This window comes from Alishewanella sp. d11 (assembly GCF_049390205.1).
In the GTDB taxonomy this organism is placed as follows: domain Bacteria; phylum Pseudomonadota; class Gammaproteobacteria; order Enterobacterales; family Alteromonadaceae; genus Alishewanella.
On record NZ_CP186547.1, the window covers coordinates 1636234 to 1662823 of the forward strand.

At 48.7% G+C, this 26590-nt stretch carries 12 protein-coding genes; 6 read left to right on the top strand and 6 right to left on the bottom strand.

All coding sequences use genetic code 11. The features are described from left to right. Nucleotides 1-31: 31 nt before the first annotated feature. Nucleotides 32-1963 (top strand): LapD/MoxY N-terminal periplasmic domain-containing protein, encoded by a 1932-nt coding sequence (locus ACO1PK_RS07365; RefSeq protein ID WP_423188021.1) that lies wholly within the window; start codon nucleotides 32-34, stop codon nucleotides 1961-1963. 52 nt (nucleotides 1964-2015) lie between these two features. Here ACO1PK_RS07365 and ACO1PK_RS07370 read toward each other — a convergent pair whose 3' ends face one another. From ACO1PK_RS07370 to ACO1PK_RS07390, 5 genes are all read right to left on the bottom strand, one after another. Beyond that, on the bottom strand, nucleotides 2016-2366 hold the full coding sequence (locus ACO1PK_RS07370; protein WP_423188022.1) for a hypothetical protein: 351 nt from the start codon (nucleotides 2364-2366) through the stop codon (nucleotides 2016-2018). A gap of 30 nt (nucleotides 2367-2396) precedes the next feature. Further along, on the bottom strand, nucleotides 2397-2984 hold the full coding sequence (locus tag ACO1PK_RS07375; protein WP_423188023.1) for a response regulator transcription factor: 588 nt from the start codon (nucleotides 2982-2984) through the stop codon (nucleotides 2397-2399). Continuing rightward, nucleotides 2981-4399 carry an HlyD family type I secretion periplasmic adaptor subunit gene (locus ACO1PK_RS07380; protein ID WP_423188024.1) on the bottom strand — a complete coding sequence of 473 codons (1419 nt, stop codon included), beginning with the start codon at nucleotides 4397-4399 and terminating at the stop codon, nucleotides 2981-2983. Before ACO1PK_RS07380 ends, ACO1PK_RS07375 begins: the two co-directional genes overlap by 4 nt. Beyond that, nucleotides 4399-6531 carry a type I secretion system permease/ATPase gene (locus ACO1PK_RS07385; RefSeq protein WP_423188025.1) on the bottom strand — a complete coding sequence of 711 codons (2133 nt, stop codon included), beginning with the start codon at nucleotides 6529-6531 and terminating at the stop codon, nucleotides 4399-4401. Before ACO1PK_RS07385 ends, ACO1PK_RS07380 begins: the two co-directional genes overlap by 1 nt. 98 nt (nucleotides 6532-6629) lie before the next feature. After that, entirely contained in the window at nucleotides 6630-8459 is a 1830-nt protein-coding gene (locus tag ACO1PK_RS07390) for a TolC family outer membrane protein (protein WP_423188026.1), read from the bottom strand. 478 nt (nucleotides 8460-8937) lie between these two features. On the opposite strand from ACO1PK_RS07390, the gene ACO1PK_RS07395 reads away from it, so the two are divergent. From ACO1PK_RS07395 to ACO1PK_RS07415, 5 genes are all read left to right on the top strand, one after another. Further along, a complete protein-coding gene (locus ACO1PK_RS07395) occupies nucleotides 8938-15270 on the top strand; it encodes a retention module-containing protein (protein ID WP_423188027.1) in 6333 nt (2110 codons plus the stop codon). Continuing rightward, complete coding sequence (locus ACO1PK_RS07400; RefSeq protein WP_423188028.1) at nucleotides 15267-15605, top strand: VCBS domain-containing protein; 339 nt, start codon at nucleotides 15267-15269, stop codon at nucleotides 15603-15605. The genes ACO1PK_RS07395 and ACO1PK_RS07400 overlap by 4 nt, the downstream gene beginning before the upstream one ends. Continuing rightward, a complete protein-coding gene (locus ACO1PK_RS07405) occupies nucleotides 15596-16783 on the top strand; it encodes a VCBS domain-containing protein (RefSeq protein WP_423188029.1) in 1188 nt (395 codons plus the stop codon). The genes ACO1PK_RS07400 and ACO1PK_RS07405 overlap by 10 nt, the downstream gene beginning before the upstream one ends. After that, the gene (locus ACO1PK_RS07410; protein WP_423188030.1) at nucleotides 16761-24659 is read left to right on the top strand and encodes an Ig-like domain-containing protein; all 7899 of its coding nucleotides are present in this window, start codon (nucleotides 16761-16763) and stop codon (nucleotides 24657-24659) included. The genes ACO1PK_RS07405 and ACO1PK_RS07410 overlap by 23 nt, the downstream gene beginning before the upstream one ends. 113 nt (nucleotides 24660-24772) lie before the next feature. Continuing rightward, a complete protein-coding gene (locus ACO1PK_RS07415) occupies nucleotides 24773-25612 on the top strand; it encodes an ion transporter (protein WP_423188031.1) in 840 nt (279 codons plus the stop codon). A gap of 88 nt (nucleotides 25613-25700) precedes the next feature. Here ACO1PK_RS07415 and ACO1PK_RS07420 read toward each other — a convergent pair whose 3' ends face one another. Next, nucleotides 25701-26414: a VC0807 family protein gene (locus ACO1PK_RS07420; protein ID WP_423188177.1), complete on the bottom strand. Its 714-nt coding sequence runs from the start codon at nucleotides 26412-26414 to the stop codon at nucleotides 25701-25703. Nucleotides 26415-26590 lie beyond the last annotated feature (176 nt).

Consider the following 26590-nt stretch of genomic DNA (forward strand, 5'->3'; position numbering starts at 1 on the left):
TATATCGTTTTGGTATTTTAGAGAGTGGACCATGTCATTAATAAAACAACTTTGGGTTGTGATCACTATCGTACTGGCACTGGCTTTTGTAAGTAGTTTTTCGATAAGTAGTTACAGTGCAAGAAACTATTTTACAGAGCAATTAAATGTCAAAAATATTGATAATGCTAATATGCTTGCACTGTCGATTTCGCAATTAGAAAAAGATCCTACGCTGATTGAATTGCTACTCGCAGCCCAGTTCGATACCGGCCATTATCAAAAAATTGCTTTAATTTTGGCTAATGGCGAGACTTTTTTAGTGAAGGAGTATCAGTCTGAAACTGCCGAATCCGTTCCTGACTGGTTTACTGCCTTAGTGCCATTAAACGTCTTGCCTGGCGTTGCACAAATCCAAGATGGCTGGCAACAGTTTGGTACTTTATATGTTGAAAGTCATAGCAGATTTGCGCAGCAAGCATTATGGCAGAGCACGTCAAAGATGTTTTTCTGGTTTGCTGTTGTCGCGTTTTTTTCAGGGGCTCTAGGTACGATAGTGCTGAAAATTATTACCCGGCCGTTGGACGATGTAGTTGCCCAAGCTGAGGCAATCGGTGGGCGGCGCTTTATTACCTCCCATGAACCTAAAACGCTGGAGTTTGGCCGTGTTGTACGTGCAATGAACCTATTATCATTAAGGGTTCGTAATATGCTAGAGGCTGAAAATAAGCGTCTGGATGAAATGCGAATAAAGTTTCAATTAGATGAATTAACAGGTTTAAGCAATAGAGCCACGTTTATGGCAGCATTGGATGCCGCTGTTGCTGGAGATGATAAATCAGAACCGCATGTGATTTGTATGCTGAGGGTGTTCGATTTACGGGTTATCAATCAACAGCTTGGTCATAAGACCACAGATCAAATCTTATGTAGCGTTGCGAGTATTTTACAGCAACGTTGCAAGGCGCTGGAGGGTCAGATTAGGTCAAGCGTGGTTGCCAGGTTAAACAGTAGTGACTTTGCAATTTTGTTGACACAAACTGATGATTTAGCAGAAATCCATGGTGCTATTCAGCAAGCGCTTAGGCATGTGCAAGCATGTTATCAGGCTGACGTTAGTATACAGTTCCCTTTAGCCTCAACGCTGTTTTTTAGTGGCGAAGCGAAAGCAGATATTTTGATTAAGTTAGACAATGTGCTGGCTAATGCCGAGTTAACGACAGAGGCGGGGATTGAGTTAGCTTACTTACCTGAGCAAGGTCAAATGTTCCGCAGTGCCGCTGAATGGCGAGAAGCGCTCACTACGGCCATTCAAAATAACGCTATTTCCCTGAAGCAATATCCGGTATGTCGTTATGATGGTAGTTTGGTGCATAACGAAGCGATGGCCAGAATACACTTGGCTGGAGAAACGCGATCAGCAGGTTGCTTTATTGCTTGGGCAAGACGCTTAGGTTTGCTGGCTCAGCTTGATATTGCGGTGATTCGTAATGCCTTAATTTTGTTACAAGACTCTGAAACGCTGTTACTTGCCGTGAATATGAGTATTGAAACCATCAAAGAACATGCGTTTAAAAATAGTATTATTAATCTTTTAGCGTCGCGGCCCGAGTTAAGTTCAAGGCTTTCGCTAGAGTTTAACGAGCAGGCTGTTATTGCAGAGATTGCTGCATTCAAAGATTTTGTGAAAGCGGTCAAGCCGCTCGGGGTTATGCTAGGGGTGCAGGCAGCAGGTAATCAGTTTGCGCAACTAAAAGATATTCAAGAGTTAGGCTTAGACTATTTGAAAGTCGATGCTTCATTAATACGGCAGCTATTTAGCGCACCGCAAGATGCGAAAGAATTTGTCGGTGGCTTTTGTGCTCTGGGACATTCGTTAGGATTAACTATGATTGCAGAAGGTGTGGTTGTTGACTATGACGCGGCTTTATTACAACAAGTCGGTTTGGATGCGATAACTGGGCCTGGCGTGGCAGTTGTCTAGTTGGGTGAGAATTAGCGCAGTTCCTTAAAGGGGAATTGCGCTTAATGCTGGATTAAAGAGCTAAATTCACAGTTTCATCATCAGGATTATCTGATACCAAATCTAAAGTTGCGATACGGTGTCTGATATCCTGACGTGATAGCAGTTTCTGCTGAGCGGCTTGCGGCAGATCAGTAAATTGGATAATGCCTTTGGCAGTCAAGAGATCAATAACATCTTCTAGTACCCGAATTAAATCTTGGTCTGACTTTTGAAACTCTACCACCGGCAAGTGCTTTTTGGTATTTTGCATAAAATCAGCTAATGCCTGTGACTCAACCTCAACATATTCTTCAGCCACGCCGGGAATGTGTTCTTTGCTAATTAGCACAATCTCTGCATTAGCATTTCTTTTTACGAACATAGTCTTCTCCTTGGCTAACTTGCTACAAAGCTAGTTCTTGAGTTTCAAGATTAGCTGGAATCTGTCACTAACCTCTAGTTTTGAAAACACGGAAGTAAGATGCTCCTTAACTGTTCGCTCTGAGATCGCCAGTCTTCTGGCAATTTCTTTATTGCTCAGACCTGTCTTTATTTCATTTACTACATCTAATTCTCTTTTGGTAAGCTTTTGTAAGGCTTCATCGTTTTCAAAAGGAATTTTGGTCGATAATGAACCAATGAGGCCGGTTACTATTGATGCTGGCAACCATAAAGCGCCATGCGTTACAGCATTAGCCGCTTGCTCAAGTATGGCTGTATTCGAAAATAGATCAAGATACCCTTTGGCACCGGCATTCAACGCCGTGATTACCTCTTGCGTGCTACCGTTACGAGTTAATGCTAATACGGGATTGCCATTAGCGTTGAAAAATCGGATGATTTCCTGCCATTGCGTTATGCCAACAAGTACCCAGATTATAGTGTTTGCGGGTACTTGCTGTTTGACAAACTTAGTTTCAATTAGAGCCTCAGGCATCGCATCTAGCCATCTTGGGCTAATCAGCTCTTGTTCCGTATAAATAATATGTTGTAGTTTCATCGTTCCGTCATCGCCTGTGAAGTTGCCCTTAACACCGGTTTTAAAAGGTATTCTAAGACGGTCTTCTTTCCTGTAATGATATCAACTTGGGTGGTCATCCCGGGTATTATAAGAAGTTCATCATTAAATCCAATATCATGTGTTTTCAAACGAACCAGATAAAAAGTGTTTTCGTGCTCATCAGTGATAGTGTCGGCACTAATATGTTGTACTTCGGCACTTAGCCCACCATAGACAGCGAAATCGTAAGCGGTAAACTTGATCATGGCTGTTTGGCCCGGTCTGATAAAAGCAATATCTTTAGGGGGTATGCGCGCTTCAATGATCAATTGATCGTCAAGAGGAATGATTTCAAGTACATCTCTCCCAGGGGTAATAACGCCACCCAAGGTATTAAAATACAGCCTTTGTACCGTGCCCCTAACCGGTGAGCGAATCTCAGTTTGTTTTACCTTATCCGCTAAGCCCGCTTCTGCTTCGGTTAAGCTTTCTAATTTAGCTCTTGATTCTGCTAATTGACTCTGCCAGCGATTAAGCATGGTAAGCTCTGTTTCACGCAATTTATTATTGGCTTCAGAGATAGCGGCTTGAGCCCTAGCAATATTGGCTTGTGAGCGCCTTAACTCACCGGTTAAATTAGCCACATCGCGTTCTAAGCGTATAATATCGACATCAGATACCGCGCCGGAAGCGAGTAAGGGCTTTGTAACATTAAGTTCCCTAGTCGTGAGCTCTAAGGTGGTTCTAAATTGCACTTCTGCCGCTTGAATTTCACGCAATTCTTCTTGTCGTTGCGTCATTTGATTTCGAATCGCGGCTTGCTGCGCAGCTAATTCTGCTTTGCTAGTTTCATATAATTGTTGCTCTTGTAACACAATGTAGGGTGCTTCAGCATGCAGTTCGTCGGGAAAAACTAATTCGCTATCAGTCGTTAAGGCTCTTAAGCGAGCAACTTCGGCTGTTAGTGCAAAAAATTGCGCTCTACTTTCCCTGAAATTCGCGATAAAACGCGTTGGGTCGATGCGTAAAAGCGGGTCTCCAGCTTCAACAATTTGACCTTCTCTGACAAAGATGGCCTCGACGATACCTCCGTCTAAAGACTGCATGACCTGAAGCTGTTGTGACGGGATAACCTTGCCATCACCTCTGGCCACTTCATCTAACGGGGCGAATGCAGCCCAAATGATGAGCACTACAAAAGCAATCAATATAGTGTAAAGTAACGCTCTGGCCCGAAGCGGCTCTTGTTGGATTCTGGCCCATTCGGCATCAACCACCCAATCACTCTGCTGTACTGGCGTGAGCCAACGGCTAAAGAAGCGTTCTAATAAGTTGGCTGCAGTTGGCAAGGCAGTGAGTGTGCTAATTTTCTCAAAGCTACGTTGTTCAAGTGTTTTTTCTTTTTCGTTGCTCATTAGCTGGCGCTCCCAACTCTACCTTGACGTAATGCATCTAACACCATGTCTTTGGGTCCATCTGCAACGATTTTACCTGCATCTATAACGATTATCCTTTCAGCAAGAGACAGTAATGAACTTCGATGAGTTACAACCAGCATTGTTTTACCAATAGCGTATTGTGCAAGCTTTTGTTTTAGGACTTCTTCGCTAGAGTGATCAAGCGAGCCACTGGGTTCATCCAGTAATAAAATAGCAGGTTCATTGATTAAGGCTCTGGCGATGGCCACCGATTGACGCTGGCCTCCAGATAACAATTTACCGCTTTCACCAACAGGCATATCAAAACCCGCTGGATGTTTATTAGCGAAAGGCAGAATACCGGCTAAGTCTGCGGCCTTGAGAATTTCATCATCTTTAGCTTGCGGATGAGCAGTGATAATATTTTCTTTCAATGTACCAAAAAATAACGAAATATCTTGAGGTACATAGCCAATATTACGGCGTAATTCTGTAGGGTTAAGTTGCCTGCTATCGACATCGTCAATTAACACCGCGCCTGATTCTGGCTCATAAAGCCCAAGGATTAGCCGCTCAAGTGTGCTTTTGCCTGAGCCGTTTTTACCTAGTATTGCCACGTGTTCGCCGGCTTTGATTTTGAAGCTAACACCTGATAGGGCAAGGTTTTCAGCACCTGGATATTTGAAATTGACCTGACGAAACTCAATATCCCCTTTTAATACAGGACGACTAATTTGATTGTTTCTGCTCTCATTTTCTGTCGGTCTTGCCATAATTTCATCCAGTGACATCATGGCGGTTGCGGCATTATGGTACTGAGCAAGTAAGCCGGCTACTTGTGTTATGGGCGCAATGGCCCTAGATGAAAGCATGTATGCACCGATCAGTCCACCTTGGGTCATTTGCCCATCGATCAGCAGATATACCCCAATAACCATAATGACAATAGACACGGTATGTTGCACAAACATGGATGTGTTAGTAATAGAGGTCGATAAAAAGCGCATTTTGGCGCCAGAACGGCTGATAAAGATAGTCGCTTTTTCCCAAACTGATTGGATATGGTTTTCGGCATTGAAGCTTTTTACGTTTTCTAAGTTAGAAATACTTTCAACCAAGGTCGAGTTGCGCATAGCACTGGCGCGCATGGAGTCTTCAGATAAGCTCTTCATCTTTTGTTGCGCCATTAATGCGTAAAAGATGATAAAGGCCCCGCCTAGTAATATTGGAATTATCAGCGGCCAGCTTATAAGCGCAATGATCGTGATAAAGAGTAAAATAAAAGGTAAGTCGACTAAAGTGACTATTGTTAAAGAGCCTGTAAAGCTGCGGATAGATTCAAAAGACTGTATATTAGAAGTAAAAGAGCCTGTTGAATCCGGTCTATGCATTAGCTTCATTCCCATTACTTTTTCCATAATGGAGGATGAAAGCTTAATGTCAGCTCGACTTGCTGCGAGATCCACAAACCAGCTGCGCATCAGCCTGAGAATAAGATCGGCAAACAAAGCCAGCAAAATACCCACCGACAGTACCCATAATGTTGCAGTTGCGTGATTCGGTACCACTCTGTCATAAATATTCATAACATAAAGTGGCATAGCAACAGCAAGCAGATTTATAACGAAAGCTGCAATGATCACATCGCGATAAAGTCTGCGATTTTCTTTAATAACACTCCAGAACCAATGCCTTTTTCTTAGGTTTTGGATGATGGGTGCTCGTTTATCAAACTGAAATTCTGGTCTGCAATATATTAATTGCCCAGCATAAAGTGCACCCAATTCGGTAAGCGTAAGCGTTTGGCTACTCGTTGGTAAATCAGGGAAGATAACTTCTGCCGTATTGTCTTGCAGGTTTAATTTAGTGAGTAAGCAACAGCTTTTGTTATTCAGTAATAAAATACATGGTAGTAAATTAGGATTGATTGCTGAAAGTTGCCTGTTAGCAAGCCTGCTACTGAAGCCAACCTTTTTTGCTGCTCTGTCAAAAACGGCGGGAGTTAAACAACCATTGCTTAGTGGTAGCCCAGATAAAATCGACTCTTTACCGAACTCTCTGTGGTGGCTGAGTGCAATTAGCCTTAAACACTCTGCCAGAGGATCGAAATGCTCTTTCTGTGACTCCATACTAAGAAATTTTCCTTACTGCAACTTCTTTAATAACACTAAAACCTGAGCAGCTACGTTACCATAGCTGCTCAGGATATACATTTCCAGCTACAAATTTATCTCGCTGTTACACTAGCCTCAATTCTTCGATTTTGGCGATGCGCTTCCTCTGTGTTGCCTGATACTTTAGGTCTGCTGGAGGCATAACCGTTAGCGCTTATACGATTGGTGCTAATACCAAAACGCTGTGAAAGTATTGAGGCGACCGCTCTGGCTCTTCTTTCAGAAAGCATTTGGTTATACCATTCCTTCCCTACGGCTGAGGTATGCCCTTGAATCTCTACTTTAGTATTTGGGTATCGATTCAGATAATTAGCTAATGCAGCGATATCATCGGTATAGCGTTGGTCAATAATATCTGAATCATGCGCAAACAACACGTTTAAGCTGATCGTAACTTGTTCCGCTTCAAAAACTGAACACCCTTTAGCATCAACCTTGTCGCCTTTTGGCGTATCTGGACAATCATCGCGATAATTAGGTACGCCATCGCCATCATCATCTCTTAAGGTGGCAAGTTGATTATCGATTTCAGTAATGCCGCAAATTTCCTCTGGTTTAACTTGCAGTGGTTCCGAACCTAAATCAGCTAATGTCGGTAAGCCATTCCGTGTGACATTGACGGCAGTGAGAAGCTGCCCCATGCCTGCCAGCGTTCTGGTGATGGCAAGGCTGAGATCGTAATTGGCATTGGTAAAGGCACGCGCGGCCTGGAAGTACTCATTTTCTGAGTCCAGCACATCAAGTAGGGTGCGTTGCCCAATGTCAAATTGGTTTTTATAGGCTGTTCTTACTTTATCTGAAGATAAACGGTGTTGATTTAAAACTGGTAGCTGCTCACTGAGTTTATTAACATCGTTATAGGCAATTTGCAGTGTTTGTCTGATATCAACACAAACCTTATCTCGTAGATCTTTCGCGACATTAACTTCATCTAACGCTCTACGAACGGCTGTTCTATCTCTATTGCCGTTATACAGGTTATACCTAAACTCAAGACCAATACGCCCTTCAGTTTGGCTATTATTCTGCCAAAGATCATCATGATTCTGTGTGCCATAACGTGCAGTTAAGTTTAGCTGTGGTCGAAATCCAGCTTTACTTGCATCAACAGAGGCTTCAGAGGCGGCAATATTTCGTAATGCGGCATGAAATGCTGGATTAGAATTATAAGCCTTCGTTATGGTTTCTCTCGCCGAGGGAGGTAAGAAAGAAGGTGTTAAAGTGACAGGGGCCAACTGATTTGCCGGCATTTGGCCAACGATTCTTAAATAGCGCGCGCTTACATCATGTAGATTTGACAGCTCAACTAATAAGTTAGATTCAGCAAGAGAGACCCGGCCGCTAATTTGTTCGAGGTCTGCTGCTCTGGCCACGCCTGCTCGACTGCTTTGCTCTACCTGTTTGTAAACATCTAAGTGTTTAGACAGATTTTCTTGCGCGAGCGCAACCAAATCTCTTTGTCTTAGTACATCTTGGTATGCTGTTATTGCTGCTGCAGCGGTACTTTCAACTATATCAAGCAGCTCAAAGTAGCGAACAAGCTGTGCTTGAGAAAACCGTTTAACTTCATTACGCGTTCTACCACCATCGTAAATCATCTGATTAAACAGGAGTTCAGCGTACCCAGCATTTAGCTCTCTTTCTATACCATAGTCTCGTCTTTGGTAATTCACCCCAGAGTTCAAATCTAAGGTAGGTCGATAACCTGCGCGTGCTAGTCCTACATCATGACCAGAAACTAAGAATGTATGCCATGCAGCCTGAACTTCTGGATTAGACTCGATCGCTTTCTTAGTTATATCAGCAACGGTGAGTTCTGAAGCGCTAGCCGCATGTATACCAAGGGCCAGCATAATCATTGTAGCAATTTTGTTTAGTTTCATAACGTCACATCCAGTGTGTTACTTAAGGTTAATGTTAATGAGCACAGGAATTTAGTTGATTACTGCACTCTTAGACTCGAACAAAAACATCGGCGTTAGCCTTACTGCTAAAACATTTTAATTTTTCACTATTGCAAAAACATTAAAATTATGGTAAGCAACTATTTTTGTGTCGCTAACCCTTGCAAAACCGTGGTTACTAAAATGCTTTTATTAAGTCGGGTGTTAAATTTTCGATGTTAAAAATAATACCTAAGTACTATTTTTAACAAAATTAGCGACTTGTGGTGCAAAAATAACCTAAAAAAGTCATTTTTGCAATGAGTGTTTTCTTAACACTCCAAAATCAGGGTTGTCTAATGTTGCAACGTTCGCACTAGGTGGTGAAAAAACGACCTGTACTTCAGTACGGTATTCACAACTCTTAATTTGTCGTATGGTGCTCAAATAGACCAATAGTGTTAATTAAGGAATAACTATGAGCACAGTGATTGCGACAGTGACAACAGTAACAAATGACGTTGTTATCCAGGCAGAAGATGGGAGTACTCGAATTGCGGTTGTCGGAGAACAACTTAGCGCAGGAGAAAAAATCATCACGCCAGAAGGTGGTGAGGCGACCTTGCTCGTAGATGGTCAAGATATTTTAAACATTCCAGCTAACCAAGTCCTTCAATTAACGCCAGATATTTTGGCTAGCCAAGAACCTGCACCTGATGAGCGTCAAGTGGATGAGATTGCTGCAGATGATATTTTGGACATTATTGACGGTGAAGGCGATCTTCTTGATGAGTTAGGTGAGACCGCAGCCGGTGCAGGCGAAGATGCCGGCCCTGACGGAGAAGGTAGCTCGATCGTTCGACTGATCCGTATCTCGGAAACTATTACACCTGTTTCTTATAATTATGCCCCGCTTAGCGGGGATGACGATACTATTGTAGAACCTGATGCCGACGCTGTTCCACCTCAGCCAGTGGTTATTACCCTGTCAGTTGAGAGTTTAGTAACAGAAGGCGGTACTTACACTGTAGTGGCTAATTTAAGCAGCCCTGTTACTGGGGGCCCTTTCGTTATCCAGCTTAATGACGGTTCAATCATTACTATTCCAGTGGGATCTTCCACGGGAGAGGTTGCTGTTCCGGTGCGTGAAGATGATGTTTACGTACAAAACGATGATATTGTAAACATTAATATCGATTCGACTTCTGGTGGTAATTTCTCAACGGTAGATTCTTCGTCTTCAGTTACGGTGATCGTAACTGACGATAATGATGTCACTGTTATCACTTTAACAAGTCCGAATACCGTTGTTGAAGGTAATACCATAACTGTTACGGCAACGGTGAGTAACCCAGTCACGGATTCACCTTTAGTCATTACTTTAAACAATGGCAATACTATCATTATTCCTGTTGGTGCAACGTCGGGTACGGCGGAGCTAAGCACCCGCGAAGATGATCTACTTATTCAGGGGGATGAGCCTTTATCCTTTGCTATTAGCACGGTGAGTGGTGGGAATTTTGAAGCACTTGACAGTTCAAGTACTGCGACAACAACTGTCACCGACGATAACGACGTCACAACCATAACTTTAAGTGCACCAGCGCAAGTCGTGGAAGGCCAGCCTATTACCGTAACTGCAACGGTCAGCAATGCCGTCACTGGCTCACCGTTAGTGATTGATCTGGGCAATGGCAATACTATTACTATTCCTGTCGGTGCCACCAGCGGTCAAGTGACGGTAGACAGCCGTGCCGATGATGCCTATGTCCAAGGTACAGAGAGCCTAAACTTTGCAGTGGTGGGCACCAGTGGCGGCAATTTTGAAGCGCTAAATAGTGTAGGTACCAGCACGCAGGTGGTGGATGACGCCGATGTCACAACCATCACCTTAAGTGCACCAGCGCAAGTCGTGGAAGGCCAGCCTATTACCGTAACTGCAACGGTCAGCAATGCCGTCACCGGCACTCCGTTAGTGATCGATCTGGGCAATGGTCGGACGATTACAATCCCTGTTGGCGCCACCAGCGGTCAAGTGACGGTAGACAGCCGTGCCGATGATGCCTATGTACAAGGTACAGAGAGCCTAGACTTTGCGGTCGTGGGCACCAGTGGCGGCAATTTTGAAGCCTTAGATACCACGAGTACAGCCAGCAGCACCATCGTGGATGATGCTGATGTCACAACCATTACCTTAAGTGCACCAACACAAGTGGTAGAAGGTCAGCCTATCACCGTAACAGCAACCGTCAGCAATGCCGTCACCGGCTCACCGTTAGTGATCGATTTAGGCAATGGCAATACGATTACGATCCCTGTCGGTGCGACCAGCGGCACGACCAGTGTTGATAGCCGTGCTGATGATGTGTATACCCAAGGCGCACAGAGTGTGAGCTTTGCAGTGGTGGGCACCAGTGGTGGCAATTTTGAAGCCTTAGATACCACGAGTACAGCCAGCAGTACCATCGTGGATGATGCTGATGTCACAACCATTACCTTAAGTGCACCAACACAAGTGGTAGAAGGTCAGCCTATCACCGTAACAGCAACGGTCAGCAATGCCGTCACCGGCACATCGTTAGTGATCGATTTAGGCAATGGCCGGACGATTACAATCCCTGTCGGTGCCACTAGCGGTGAACTGACGGTGGAGAGCCGTGCCGATGATGCCTATGTGCAAGGTACACAAAGCCTGAACTTTGCAGTGGTGGGCACCAGTGGCGGCAATTTTGAAGCGCTAAATAGCGTAGGCACCAGCACGCAAGTGGTGGATGACGCCGATGTCACGACCATCACCTTAAGTGCACCAGCGCAAGTGGTGGAAGGTCAGCCTATCACCGTAACAGCAACGGTCAGCAATGCCGTCACTGGCACGCCGTTAGTGATCGATTTAGGCAATGGCCTGAGCATCACTATTCCTGTCGGTGCCACTAGCGGTGAACTGACGGTGGAGAGCCGTGCTGATGATGCCTATGTGCAAGGTACACAAAGCCTGAACTTTGCAGTGGTGGGCACCAGTGGCGGCAATTTTGAAGCGCTAAATAGCGTAGGCACCAGCACGCAAGTGGTGGATGATGCCGATGTCACGATCATTACCTTAAGCGGCCCTGAAGGTGTCACGGAGGGTGGTTTAATTACACTTACTGCCAATGTAGATAATGCGCCTCAAGACACTCCGTTAGTCATTACACTAACAAATGGTGCGCAGATTACTATTGCTGTAGGTGAAACATCTGGAAGCGTCTCATTTGATAGTCGTGAGGATGATATTTATTTGCAAGGTGATGAGAGAATCATCGTTGGTATTGCTGAAACAACTGGTGGAAATTATGAATCGCTCGATACCAGTGATCAAATTTCTTTTGGAATCATGGATGATTCAGATGAAACCGTTTTAACTCTTGGTAATGCTGAATATTTAGAAGGCAGCACCGGTGTAATCACAGCTACATTAAGTGCTGCACCGCTAACCACTCTTACTGTCACCTTAAGTAACGGTGCAACAATTACGTTTACACCTGATTATGTTCCTGGCACTGCCGTCGAGTCTACACCATTCGATATTCCTGTAACAACGCATGGTGAGCCTGGTTCAGCAACTGACTCTAATGTTGAGCTTGTTGTTACTGTGGATGATTACACAGGTGGGCAGTTTGAAAACCTTGTTTTTGTAGATGGTAGTTTAACTATAACCGACGACGTGCCGACGCTGACGGTGGGTGAGCCACTGACGGTGGTATCTGGTGGCACGAGCGAGGCCAGTGTGGCGGGCAGCTTGGCCTATGACTTTGGTGCGGACGGCGCGGGTAGCTTAACGGTAAATGGTGACGAATTCATGGTGCCTACCGTGGGTCAACCGACGGTGATTAGCGGCAACAACGGGGTGTTAACGCTGAATGCCGATGGCAGCTACCGTTATCAAGCGAATGCCAACAGCGGGGGGACGTCAGACAGTTTTGTGTTTGTGATCCGCGATGCCGATGGCGACGAGGTGACACAGACGCTGAGCGTGCGCATCACGCAGCCAGACGACCCGTCAGGTGAGCTGGTGGTGACGGTGAATGAAGCCGGCCTGGGCGATGCGCAGGATGTCAGCGACAGCGCGGTGATCACGATACCAACAGGCTTTACGTATGACAGCATTGTCAGCCAAGGGCAGTTTGGTACGGTGGCGTTGGTGAACGGACAGCTGGTGTATACCTTATCGACTGCCGTTGCGCATGCGGAGGGCAACGGGACGAACACGGCGCTGAATGCGGACCGTGTGACCTTGTTATTAAAAGATGCCAACAACAACACGTTTGAAGTGAACGTGGCGGTGAATGTGGTTGACGACGTGCCGACGCTGACGGTGGGTGAGCCACTGACGGTGGTATCTGGTGGCACGAGCGAAGCCAGCGCGGTGGGCAGCTTGGCCTATGACTTTGGTGCGGACGGCGCGGGTAGCTTAACGGTAAATGGTGACGAATTCATGGTGCCTACCGTGGGTCAACCGACGGTGATTAGCGGCAACAACGGGGTGTTAACGCTGAATGCCGATGGCAGTTACCGTTATCAAGCGAATGCCAACAGCGGGGGGACGTCAGACAGTTTTGTGTTTGTGATCCGCGATGCCGATGGCGACGAGGTGACACAGACGCTGAGCGTGCGCATCACGCAGCCAGACGACCCGTCAGGTGAGCTGGTGGTGACGGTGAATGAAGCCGGCCTGGGCGATGCGCAGGATGACAGCGAGAGCGCGGTGATCACGATACCAACAGGCTTTACGTATGACAGCATTGTCAGCCAAGGGCAGTTTGGTACGGTGGCGTTGGTGAACGGACAGCTGGTGTATACCTTATCGACTGCCGTTGCGCATGCGGAGGGCAACGGGACGAACACGGCGCTGAATGCGGACCGTGTGACCTTGTTATTAAAAGATGCCAACAACAACACGTTTGAAGTGAACGTGGCGGTGAATGTGGTTGACGACGTGCCGACGCTGACGGTGGGTGAGCCACTGACGGTGGTATCTGGTGGCACGAGCGAAGCCAGCGCGGTGGGCAGCTTGGCCTATGACTTTGGTGCGGACGGCGCGGGTAGCTTAACGGTAAATGGTGACGAATTCATGGTGCCTACCGTGGGTCAACCGACGGTGATTAGCGGCAACAACGGGGTGTTAACGCTGAATGCCGATGGCAGCTACCGTTATCAAGCGAATGCCAACAGCGGGGGGACGTCAGACAGTTTTGTGTTTGTGATCCGCGATGCCGATGGCGACGAGGTGACACAGACGCTGAGCGTGCGCATCACGCAGCCAGACGACCCGTCAGGTGAGCTGGTGGTGACGGTGAATGAAGCCGGCCTGGGCGATGCGCAGGATGACAGCGAGAGCGCGGTGATCACGATACCAACAGGCTTTACGTATGACAGCATTGTCAGCCAAGGGCAGTTTGGTACGGTGGCGTTGGTGAACGGACAGCTGGTGTATACCTTATCGACTGCCGTTGCGCATGCGGAGGGCAACGGGACGAACACGGCGCTGAATGCGGACCGTGTGACCTTGTTATTAAAAGATGCCAACAACAACACGTTTGAAGTGAACGTGGCGGTGAATGTGGTTGACGACGTGCCGACGCTGACGGTGGGTGAGCCACTGACGGTGGTATCTGGTGGCACGAGCGAAGCCAGCGCGGTGGGCAGCTTGGCCTATGACTTTGGTGCGGACGGCGCGGGTAGCTTAACGGTAAATGGTGACGAATTCATGGTGCCTACCGTGGGTCAACCGACGGTGATTAGCGGCAACAACGGGGTGTTAACGCTGAATGCCGATGGCAGTTACCGTTATCAAGCGAATGCCAACAGCGGGGGGACGTCAGACAGTTTTGTGTTTGTGATCCGCGATGCCGATGGCGACGAGGTGACACAGACGCTGAGCGTGCGCATCACGCAGCCAGACGACCCGTCAGGTGAGCTGGTGGTGACGGTGAATGAAGCCGGCCTGGGCGATGCGCAGGATGACAGCGAGAGCGCGGTGATCACGATACCAACAGGCTTTACGTATGACAGCATTGTCAGCCAAGGGCAGTTTGGTACGGTGGCGTTGGTGAACGGACAGCTGGTGTATACCTTATCGACTGCCGTTGCGCATGCGGAGGGCAACGGGACGAACACGGCGCTGAATGCGGACCGTGTGACCTTGTTATTAAAAGATGCCAACAACAACACGTTTGAAGTGAACGTGGCGGTGAATGTGGTTGACGACGTGCCGACGCTGACGGTGGGTGAGCCACTGACGGTGGTATCTGGTGGCACGAGCGAAGCCAGCGCGGTGGGCAGCTTGGCCTATGACTTTGGTGCGGACGGCGCGGGTAGCTTAACGGTAAATGGTGACGAATTCATGGTGCCTACCGTGGGTCAACCGACGGTGATTAGCGGCAACAACGGGGTGTTAACGCTGAATGCCGATGGCAGTTACCGTTATCAAGCGAATGCCAACAGCGGGGGGACGTCAGACAGTTTTGTGTTTGTGATCCGCGATGCCGATGGCGACGAGGTGACACAGACGCTGAGCGTGCGCATCACGCAGCCAGACGACCCGTCAGGTGAGCTGGTGGTGACGGTGAATGAAGCCGGCCTGGGCGATGCGCAGGATGACAGCGAGAGCGCGGTGATCACGATACCAACAGGCTTTACGTATGACAGCATTGTCAGCCAAGGGCAGTTTGGTACGGTGGCGTTGGTGAACGGACAGCTGGTGTATACCTTATCGACTGCCGTTGCGCATGCGGAGGGCAACGGGACGAACACGGCGCTGAATGCGACCGTGTGACCTTGTTATTAAAAGATGCCAACAACAACACGTTTGAAGTGAACGTGGCGGTGAATGTGGTTGACGACGTGCCGACGCTGACGGTGGGTGAGCCACTGACGGTGGTATCTGGTGGCACGAGCGAAGCCAGCGCGGTGGGCAGCTTGGCCTATGACTTTGGTGCGGACGGCGCGGGTAGCTTAACGGTAAATGGTGACGAATTCATGGTGCCTACCGTGGGTCAACCGACGGTGATTAGCGGCAACAACGGGGTGTTAACGCTGAATGCCGATGGCAGCTACCGTTATCAAGCGAATGCCAACAGCGGGGGACGTCAGACAGTTTTGTGTTTGTGATCCGCGATGCCGATGGCGACGAGGTGACACAGACGCTGAGCGTGCGCATCACGCAGCCAGACGACCCGTCAGGTGAGCTGGTGGTGACGGTGAATGAAGCCGGCCTGGGCGATGCGCAGGATGACAGCGAGAGCGCGGTGATCACGATACCAACAGGCTTTACGTATGACAGCATTGTCAGCCAAGGGCAGTTTGGTACGGTGGCGTTGGTGAACGGACAGCTGGTGTATACCTTATCGACTGCCGTTGCGCATGCGGAGGGCAACGGGACGAACACGGCGCTGAATGCGGACCGTGTGACCTTGTTATTAAAAGATGCCAACAACAACACGTTTGAAGTGAACGTGGCGGTGAATGTGGTTGACGACGTGCCGACGCTGACGGTGGGTGAGCCACTGACGGTGGTATCTGGTGGCACGAGCGAAGCCAGCGCGGTGGGCAGCTTGGCCTATGACTTTGGTGCGGACGGCGCGGGTAGCTTAACGGTAAATGGTGACGAATTCATGGTGCCTACCGTGGGTCAACCGACGGTGATTAGCGGCAACAACGGGGTGTTAACGCTGAATGCCGATGGCAGTTACCGTTATCAAGCGAATGCCAACAGCGGGGGGACGTCAGACAGTTTTGTGTTTGTGATCCGCGATGCCGATGGCGACGAGGTGACACAGACGCTGAGCGTGCGCATCACGCAGCCAGACGACCCGTCAGGTGAGCTGGTGGTGACGGTGAATGAAGCCGGCCTGGGCGATGCGCAGGATGACAGCGAGAGCGCGGTGATCACGATACCAACAGGCTTTACGTATGACAGCATTGTCAGCCAAGGGCAGTTTGGTACGGTGGCGTTGGTGAACGGACAGCTGGTGTATACCTTATCGACTGCCGTTGCGCATGCGGAGGGCAACGGGACGAACACGGCGCTGAATGCGGACCGTGTGACCTTGTTATTAAAAGATGCCAACAACAACACGTTTGAAGTGAACGTGGCGGTGAATGTGGTTGACGACGTGCCGACGCTGACGGTGGGTGAGCCACTGACGGTGGTATCTGGTGGCACGAGCGAAGCCAGCGCGGTGGGCAGCTTGGCCTATGACTTTGGTGCGGACGGCGCGGGTAGCTTAACGGTAAATGGTGACGAATTCATGGTGCCTACCGTGGGTGGGTCAACCGACGGTGATTAGCGGCAACAACGGGGTGTTAACGCTGAATGCCGATGGCAGCTACCGTTATCAAGCGAATGCCAACAGCGGGGGGACGTCAGACAGTTTTGTGTTTGTGATCCGCGATGCCGATGGCGACGAGGTGACACAGACGCTGAGCGTGCGCATCACGCAGCCAGACGACCCGTCAGGTGAGCTGGTGGTGACGGTGAATGAAGCCGGCCTGGGCGATGCGCAGGATGACAGCGAGAGCGCGGTGATCACGATACCAACAGGCTTTACGTATGACAGCATTGTCAGCCAAGGGCAGTTTGGTACGGTGGCGTTGGTGAACGGACAGCTGGTGTATACCTTATCGACTGCCGTTGCGCATGCGGAGGGCAACGGGACGAACACGGCGCTGAATGCGGACCGTGTGACCTTGTTATTAAAAGATGCCAACAACAACACGTTTGAAGTGAACGTGGCGGTGAATGTGGTTGACGACGTGCCGACGCTGACGGTGGGTGAGCCACTGACGGTGGTATCTGGTGGCACGAGCGAAGCCAGCGCGGTGGGCAGCTTGGCCTATGACTTTGGTGCGGACGGCGCGGGTAGCTTAACGGTAAATGGTGACGAATTCATGGTGCCTACCGTGGGTCAACCGACGGTGATTAGCGGCAACAACGGGGTGTTAACGCTGAATGCCGATGGCAGTTACCGTTATCAAGCGAATGCCAACAGCGGGGGGACGTCAGACAGTTTTGTGTTTGTGATCCGCGATGCCGATGGCGACGAGGTGACACAGACGCTGAGCGTGCGCATCACGCAGCCAGACGACCCGTCAGGTGAGCTGGTGGTGACGGTGAATGAAGCCGGCCTGGGCGATGCGCAGGATGACAGCGAGAGCGCGGTGATCACGATACCAACAGGCTTTACGTATGACAGCATTGTCAGCCAAGGGCAGTTTGGTACGGTGGCGTTGGTGAACGGACAGCTGGTGTATACCTTATCGACTGCCGTTGCGCATGCGGAGGGCAACGGGACGAACACGGCGCTGAATGCGGACCGTGTGACCTTGTTATTAAAAGATGCCAACAACAACACGTTTGAAGTGAACGTGGCGGTGAATGTGGTTGACGACGTGCCGACGCTGACGGTGGGTGAGCCACTGACGGTGGTATCTGGTGGCACGAGCGAAGCCAGCGCGGTGGGCAGCTTGGCCTATGACTTTGGTGCGGACGGCGCGGGTAGCTTAACGGTAAATGGTGACGAATTCATGGTGCCTACCGTGGGTCAACCGACGGTGATTAGCGGCAACAACGGGGTGTTAACGCTGAATGCCGATGGCAGCTACCGTTATCAAGCGAATGCCAACAGCGGGGGGACGTCAGACAGTTTTGTGTTTGTGATCCGCGATGCCGATGGCGACGAGGTGACACAGACGCTGAGCGTGCGCATCACGCAGCCAGACGACCCGTCAGGTGAGCTGGTGGTGACGGTGAATGAAGCCGGCCTGGGCGATGCGCAGGATGACAGCGAGAGCGCGGTGATCACGATACCAACAGGCTTTACGTATGACAGCATTGTCAGCCAAGGGCAGTTTGGTACGGTGGCGTTGGTGAACGGACAGCTGGTGTATACCTTATCGACTGCCGTTGCGCATGCGGAGGGCAACGGGACGAACACGGCGCTGAATGCGGACCGTGTGACCTTGTTATTAAAAGATGCCAACAACAACACGTTTGAAGTGAACGTGGCGGTGAATGTGGTTGACGACGTGCCGACGCTGACGGTGGGTGAGCCACTGACGGTGGTATCTGGTGGCACGAGCGAGGCCAGTGTGGCGGGCAGCTTGGCCTATGACTTTGGTGCGGACGGCGCGGGTAGCTTAACGGTAAATGGTGACGAATTCATGGTGCCTACCGTGGGTCAACCGACGGTGATTAGCGGCAACAACGGGGTGTTAACGCTGAATGCCGATGGCAGCTACCGTTATCAAGCGAATGCCAACAGCGGGGGGACGTCAGACAGTTTTGTGTTTGTGATCCGCGATGCCGATGGCGACGAGGTGACACAGACGCTGAGCGTGCGCATCACGCAGCCAGACGACCCGTCAGGTGAGCTGGTGGTGACGGTGAATGAAGCCGGCCTGGGCGATGCGCAGGATGTCAGCGACAGCGCGGTGATCACGATACCAACAGGCTTTACGTATGACAGCATTGTCAGCCAAGGGCAGTTTGGTACGGTGGCGCTGGTGAACGGACAGCTGGTGTATACCTTATCGACTGCCGTTGCGCATGCGGAGGGCAACGGGACGAACACGGCGCTGAATGCGGACCGTGTGACCTTGTTATTAAAAGATGCCAACAACAACACGTTTGAAGTGAACGTGGCGGTGAATGTGGTTGACGACGTGCCGACGCTGACGGTGGGTGAGCCACTGACGGTGGTATCTGGTGGCACGAGCGAAGCCAGCGCGGTGGGCAGCTTGGCGTATGACTTTGGTGCGGACGGCCAGGGTACGCTGACGGTGAACGGTGTGGCATTTACACTTCCAACCGCGGATCAACCGACCGAGATTACGAGTACGATCGGTACCTTAACGGTGAACGTGGATGGCAGTTATAGCTATCGGGCAAACCCGAACACGACTGGTCAGACTGACCGTTTTGAGTTTGCGATAACGGATGCGGATGGCGATGTTGTTACGAAGACCTTGACGGTTACCATTACTGCAGCGGATACGCCATCAGGTGTGGTGGTTGAGGTGAATGAAGCGGGCTTGGGTAACGATCAGGATGAGCGTGAGGTGTCGGTTATTACCTTGCCGACTGGCTTTAGTTTTGTCGGTGTAGACACGCAAGGTGACTTTGGCTCGGTCAGTTTTGATGAGGACACAGGCACATTACGTTATACGTTAACGCAGGCGTTTGAACATGAGCAGGGTGAGGGTACTAATCTTGCGGAAGGTGCAGACAGAGTTGTGTTGCAAGTGCGTGATGCGAATGGCAACACCTTCCTGTTGACGGTCGGCGTGAATATTATTGATGCGGTACCGACGCTGACGGTGGGCGAGCCGCTGACGGTGGTATCAGGTGGCACGAGCGAGGCCAGCGCGGCGGGCAGCTTGGCGTATGACTTTGGTGCGGACGGCCAGGGTACGCTGACGGTGAACGGTGTGGCATTTACACTTCCAACCGCGGATCAACCGACCGAGATTACGAGTACGATCGGTACCTTAACGGTGAACGTGGATGGCAGTTATAGCTATCGGGCAAACCCGAACACGACTGGTCAGACTGACCGTTTTGAGTTTGCGATAACGGATGCGGATGGCGATGTTGTTACGAAGACCTTGACGGTCAGCATTACTGCAGCGGATACGCCATCAGGTGTGGTGGTTGAAGTGAATGAAGCGGGCTTAGGTAACGATCAGGATGAGCGTGAGGTGTCGGTTATTACCTTGCCGACTGGCTTTAGTTTTGTCGGTGTAGACACGCAAGGTGACTTTGGCTCGGTCAGTTTTGATGAGGACACAGGCACATTACGTTATACGTTAACGCAGGCGTTTGAACATGAGCAGGGTGAGGGTACTAATCTTGCGGAAGGTGCAGACAGAGTTGTGTTGCAAGTGCGTGATGCGAATGGCAACACCTTCCTGTTGACGGTCGGCGTGAATATTATTGATGCGGTACCGACGCTGACGGTGGGCGAGCCGCTGACGGTGGTATCAGGTGGCACGAGCGAGGCCAGCGCGGCGGGCAGCTTGGCGTATGACTTTGGTGCGGACGGCCAGGGTACGCTGACGGTGAACGGTGTGGCATTTACACTTCCAACCGCGGATCAACCGACCGAGATTACGAGTACGATCGGTACCTTAACGGTGAACGTGGATGGCAGTTATAGCTATCGGGCAAACCCGAACACGACTGGTCAGACTGACCGTTTTGAGTTTGCGATAACGGATGCGGATGGCGATGTTGTTACGAAGACCTTGACGGTCAGCATTACTGCAGCGGATACGCCATCAGGTGTGGTGGTTGAAGTGAATGAAGCGGGCTTAGGTAACGATCAGGATGAGCGTGAGGTGTCGGTTATTACCTTGCCGACTGGCTTTAGTTTTGTCGGTGTAGACACGCAAGGTGACTTTGGCTCGGTCAGTTTTGATGAGGACACAGGCACATTACGTTATACGTTAACGCAGGCGTTTGAACATGAGCAGGGTGAGGGTACTAATCTTGCGGAAGGTGCAGACAGAGTTGTGTTGCAAGTGCGTGATGCGAATGGCAACACCTTCCTGTTGACGGTCGGCGTGAATATTATTGATGCGGTACCGACGCTGACGGTGGGTGAGCCACTGACGGTGGTATCTGGTGGCACGAGCGAAGCCAGCGCGGTGGGCAGCTTGGCCTATGACTTTGGTGCGGACGGCGCGGGTAGCTTAACGGTAAATGGTGACGAATTCATGGTGCCTACCGTGGGTCAACCGACCGAGATTACGAGTACGATCGGTACCTTAACGGTGAACGTGGATGGCAGTTATAGCTATCGAGCAAACCCGAACACGACTGGTCAGACTGACCGTTTTGAGTTTGCGATAACGGATGCGGATGGCGATGTTGTTACGAAGACCTTGACGGTCAGCATTACTGCAGCGGATACGCCATCAGGTGTGGTGGTTGAAGTGAATGAAGCGGGCTTAGGTAACGATCAGGATGAGCGTGAGGTGTCGGTTATTACCTTGCCGACTGGCTTTAGCTTTGTTGGTGTGGAAACGCCAGGCAGTTTTGGTTCAGTCAGTTTTGATGAAGACACTGGCACATTACGTTATACGTTAACGCGGGCCTTTGAGCATGAGGATGGCGAGGGAGCCAATCTTGCGGAAGGTGCAGACAGTGTTGTGTTACAAGTGCGTGATGCGAATGGCAACACCTTCCTGTTGACGGTCGGCGTGAATATTATTGATGCGGTACCCGTGGCCGCGGATTACGCATTGGGCAACGTAGTGGAAGATGCGGCTACGAACAGTGTCGGTGGCAATGTGTTCGATGATAGTAGCTATGGGGCGGACGGTGCAGCAGGTACGAATCCGCTGGTGTTTGGTACGCCGGTTGCGACGCTAAATAATGTGGCTGTTGATCTAAACGATTACGGTACGCTGAGTCTGAATGCGACGACAGGCGCCTGGAGCTTTGTGCTGGATAACAGTAAGCCGGCGGTACAGGCGTTGACGGCCAATCAGACGGTGTTGGTGGCAGTGACTTACAGCCTGCAAGACCGTGATGGTGATATGGACAGTGGCACCATAAGCTTTGGGATTGCGGGTAGTAACGATGCCCCAACGCTAGAAGCAAAAACACAAACGGTACTGGAAGATAATACTGCTACGGGTAATGTATTGACAGGTGCGGTAGATCTTGATGGTGACGACTTGTCGGTAACATCCTTTGTTATTGAAGGTAATACATATCAAGCGGGTGATACTGCCACTATCGCAGGTAAAGGTACCTTGCAATTAAATGCGAACGGCAGCTATACCTTTACACCTATTGCGAACTGGAATGGTCAGGTACCACAAGTTAGCTACAGTGTTACAGATGGTATTGCTAATGTAGAGTCCACATTAAATATTACTGTTACACCTGTTAATGATGCTCCAACATCGAATGACGGCAGTGCGGTTATTGCCGAAAATAATACCACTTACATCTTTAACGTTAATGATTTTGCTTTTGCAGACGCTATTGATGCTGCAACAGGTCAAGTTCATAGCTTGGTAAATGTCATTATCACTGAGTTACCTGCAGATGGGGTTCTAACGTTAAATGGTAATGCTGTTACGTTAAATCAAAGTATTGCTATTAGTGATATTCAGGCGGGTGGTTTAAGTTATACCGCGGCAAATAATACTAGCACTGAGGCATCGTTTAAATTCAAAGTACAAGATAGCGGCGGTACAGCTGACGGTGGTATTGATACTTCTATTGACTACAGCTTTAACATTGACATTGGGCGCATTTCTTCTAGCAATAATGGCGATGACACCATTATTGGTGGCGGTGGTGATGACGTATTGTTGGGTGATGCTGGCGGCAGTGTGTTAACTGTAACACCGGGTACAAATTACAATATCGCTCTGATAGTTGATGAGTCGGGAAGTATGAGGAACTCGTCAGGTGAACCTGATCTGACGCGCCAACAACTAGTTATTCAAGCGTTAAAAAATCTTGCTGAGCAGTTGAGCGAGCATGACGGTGTGGTTAACGTAGCTTTGATTGGTTTCGCTAGAGTAGCTACCAATAAAATCACACTTAATAATTTGAATGCAAATAACCTACAGTCGTTACTTGATGCCATTGATCGTTTAGGAGCGGACGAGGGTACTAACTTTGAGGCTGGATTCCGTAATGCCGTTGCTTGGTTTAATCAACAGCAAGCTAATGATTTCACCGAGGCCAATAACTTTGAGAATGTCACCTTCTTCTTAACAGACGGTAATCCTACCTATTATTTCGATGGCGCTACTAATACTGTAAGTGGTACAGGGTTTGAAAATACAGAGAATATCAACAATTCTCATGCTGGCACTATTGATGGGTTTGCACCTTTATCTGCGATCAGTAAAGTCAATGCTATTGGTATTGGCTCGGGTGTTTCAGAGAGTATTTTGAGATTTTATGATAATACTGGAGATATTACTTGGGTCACTGATTTTGCAACACCAACAATACTCGCCGACTTTAGTGACAATTCTGGTTGGGGTGATGTTTCAAATTGGACAACTGCTGGCACAGGTACACTTTCGCGTGATACTACATACAACGATATGGGTATTATAGATACGGCGAATAATAGTTCTGCTTTTACCGCTATCAGTCCTCTATTTGACTTAGCGGCAGATCAGAGCTTCAAATTGTCATTCGATTATCAGTCAAGGCTTGCCAGTGAGGATAATGTTGAGTGGAAGATCGAAAAATTAGTTAATGGTTCTTGGGTAATAGAAGAATTTGGTAACATAGTGGGGGGATCAGGTACAATAACTTCCTCAAATAACTATCAGCAAGGCACCTACAGATTTGTATTTACTGTTAACGATAACAGTGCAAATAACAGCGCTGCTACTGTTTGGGTTGATAACATTAGATATCTAACATTAACGCCTACTGGTGAAGTTGATATCGTTAATAATGCTAGTGATTTAGCTGCTGTGCTTAATGGCGGCAGTATCAATAATGAACTGATCGCCGTTGGTAACGATACAATCAGCGGTGGTGACGGTAACGATATTATTTTCGGTGATGTTATTAATACTGATGGTTTAGATTGGTCACTGATCCCTGGCGGCCGTCCGGAGAGCTTGCCGGATGGTTCTGGTCTCAATGCTTTAAAGGAATTCTTAAAACTGCAAAATAATGGTGTGGATCCAACCAACGCTGATCTATATCAATATATCCGCGATAACCATGAAGACTTCAACGTTGCCGGTGATACACGGGGTGGTAATGATGTTCTTAACGGCGGTGCGGGTGATGATATTATTTATGGCCAAGGCGGGAACGATATTATCATTGGTGGTTCCGGAAATGATATCCTTTTTGGCGGTACTGGCGCTGATACCTTTGTTTGGCAATTAGGTGATGAAGGCACCAGCACAGATCGCGCACGCGATATCGTGAAAGACTTTAACCTGATCGAAGGGGATAAGTTAGTCTTGGGTGATTTATTACCTGACTCCATTGACAACACTAACTATACCGACTATCTGGAAGTGGTTACTGATGGGAATAATACGATTATTCGCGTTAAAACAGATCCAGACTCTGATGTCACACAAGAAATCGTATTAGAAAATGTCACGAATCAGGAGCAAGAGATTATTGATCATATCTTGCAACATCGAGGTGATGTAATCTAAATAGTGCCTAATAAAAACGTTTAAAAAATTAGGTTACGTGGATAAGAAGAGGCAAATTGCAATTTGCCTCTTCTTTTTTATAATAGCGCCAGCATAATTTGGGAGTGCGTGACATGAATGAAGTAACCGTGCTTGCATCAGCTAGCTTGCAATCACAAGTCGCGAGTTGGTTAGAAAAAAATTGGGTGCAGCGTAGCTTATTGACCTTAATTTTGATTAATGCTGTGCTGCTTGGTATGGAAACCTCTGCCAGTATTATGGCTACTGCAGGGGGAACGCTATTTCTGCTTGATAGAATCATCTTAGCGGTATTTGTGCTGGAAATTGCCTTACGTTTATTTGCGCATCGCTTGGCCTTTTTTAAAGATGCGTGGAGTGTGTTTGATTTTATTGTGGTGGCGATTGCCCTAATTCCTGCTAGCGGACCGTTCTCGGTATTACGGGCACTGCGAGTATTAAGGGTGCTAAGGGTATTGACCTTTGTGCCCTCGATGAAAAAAATTGTCGGCGCTTTAGTGAAATCGCTAAATGGTATGGTGTCTATTGCCATGGTACTGGGCTTGGTTTACTACGTAGCGGCAGTAATGGCCACCAAGTTATTTGGTGCGGCCTTCCCTGAGTGGTTTGGTAGCTTAGGCGCTACGCTTTATACCTTATTCCAAGTGATGACCTTGGAAAGTTGGTCGATGGGTATTTCACGGCCAGTGATGGAGCAATTCCCCTATGCTTGGGCGTTTTTTGTGCCTTTTATTCTGATTGCCACCTTTACCATGCTAAACCTGTTTATTGCCGTTATTGTCAATGCTGTACAGAGTATGCATGACGAAGAGCATAAAGAAGAGATTGACGCTAAGCAGCAACTACAACAAGACTTGGTCGCGCAAATGCAGCAGTTACAGGCTGAACTTGCTGCGCTAAGGGCGCAATTACCCACTAAAGATGCTAAAGAATAAGCAAAGATAGTCGGTACAATTTAGTTAGCGTCGAGCATCGCAAAAAGGTTTTGCGGTGCTCAATCTTCCTAAAATCCTGTGCTAGCCATTACTCCGTTTGCTGCATAAAGCTTTCTAGCTCTCGGCCGGTGAGCTTGCTAATACTGCTAAAAATAAACCAAATCGCAAAAAATAAAATCACCATGCACGGCAACACTATCACCGGATAACTCAGCCAAGTCATTTTGCCCAGCTCTTCATTAAAAGCGGTGGTGCCTGGTGGGCTCACCAAGATCAGTTTCGCTAATAGGTAATTCAGCACCGAAGACAGAAAAAACGAGGAGGCCACCATATAACCAGCTGTCGCCAATTTTCGCTCAAATAGCGCGCGGTTATCCCGTTCAGCAAGCGCAGCATAGAGCTTACCGTTGTCTAATAAGTCGCCATTTAAAATAAACTTTGTCACCAGCGGATAGCGAGTAAATTGGCTTATTAACACGGCCAAGCCAATAGCACCAGGGATAGCGGCTTCTTTAATCGCAATATATTTAGCATCCAGTTGCAATAAGGCAATACCCCCCGTGAGCATTACACTGATCACCCCCAGTACCGAGAAAAAGTTTACTTTGCCGGCGCGTTTTAGCTCCCATAAACCAAAACCGATTGGAAAAGAGAGCGCTACAATTAAGCCCCAAACAGGGCCAAGGGCGTCTTCACCGCTAAATCGGCTTAAAATTATCGCTGGAATGGCAACATTAATTAAAATATTCGCTAATAGACCCGTTTTCTTCGGGGTGTTTTGTTGCTCGGTACTACTTTGCATCACCGCATGCTCCTAAAAACTTGTACTTACTAAAATCGTTCATTCTCATCACATTATCTGTGAAGCTACGTGCACCTTGATAAATAAGTTTATATTCTACCAGCCAGCACCTTGGTGTCACCCAGTAAAATAGACCGCTCTCTTGCTAGCCTGTTCATCTAAAATCGCTGTTATGC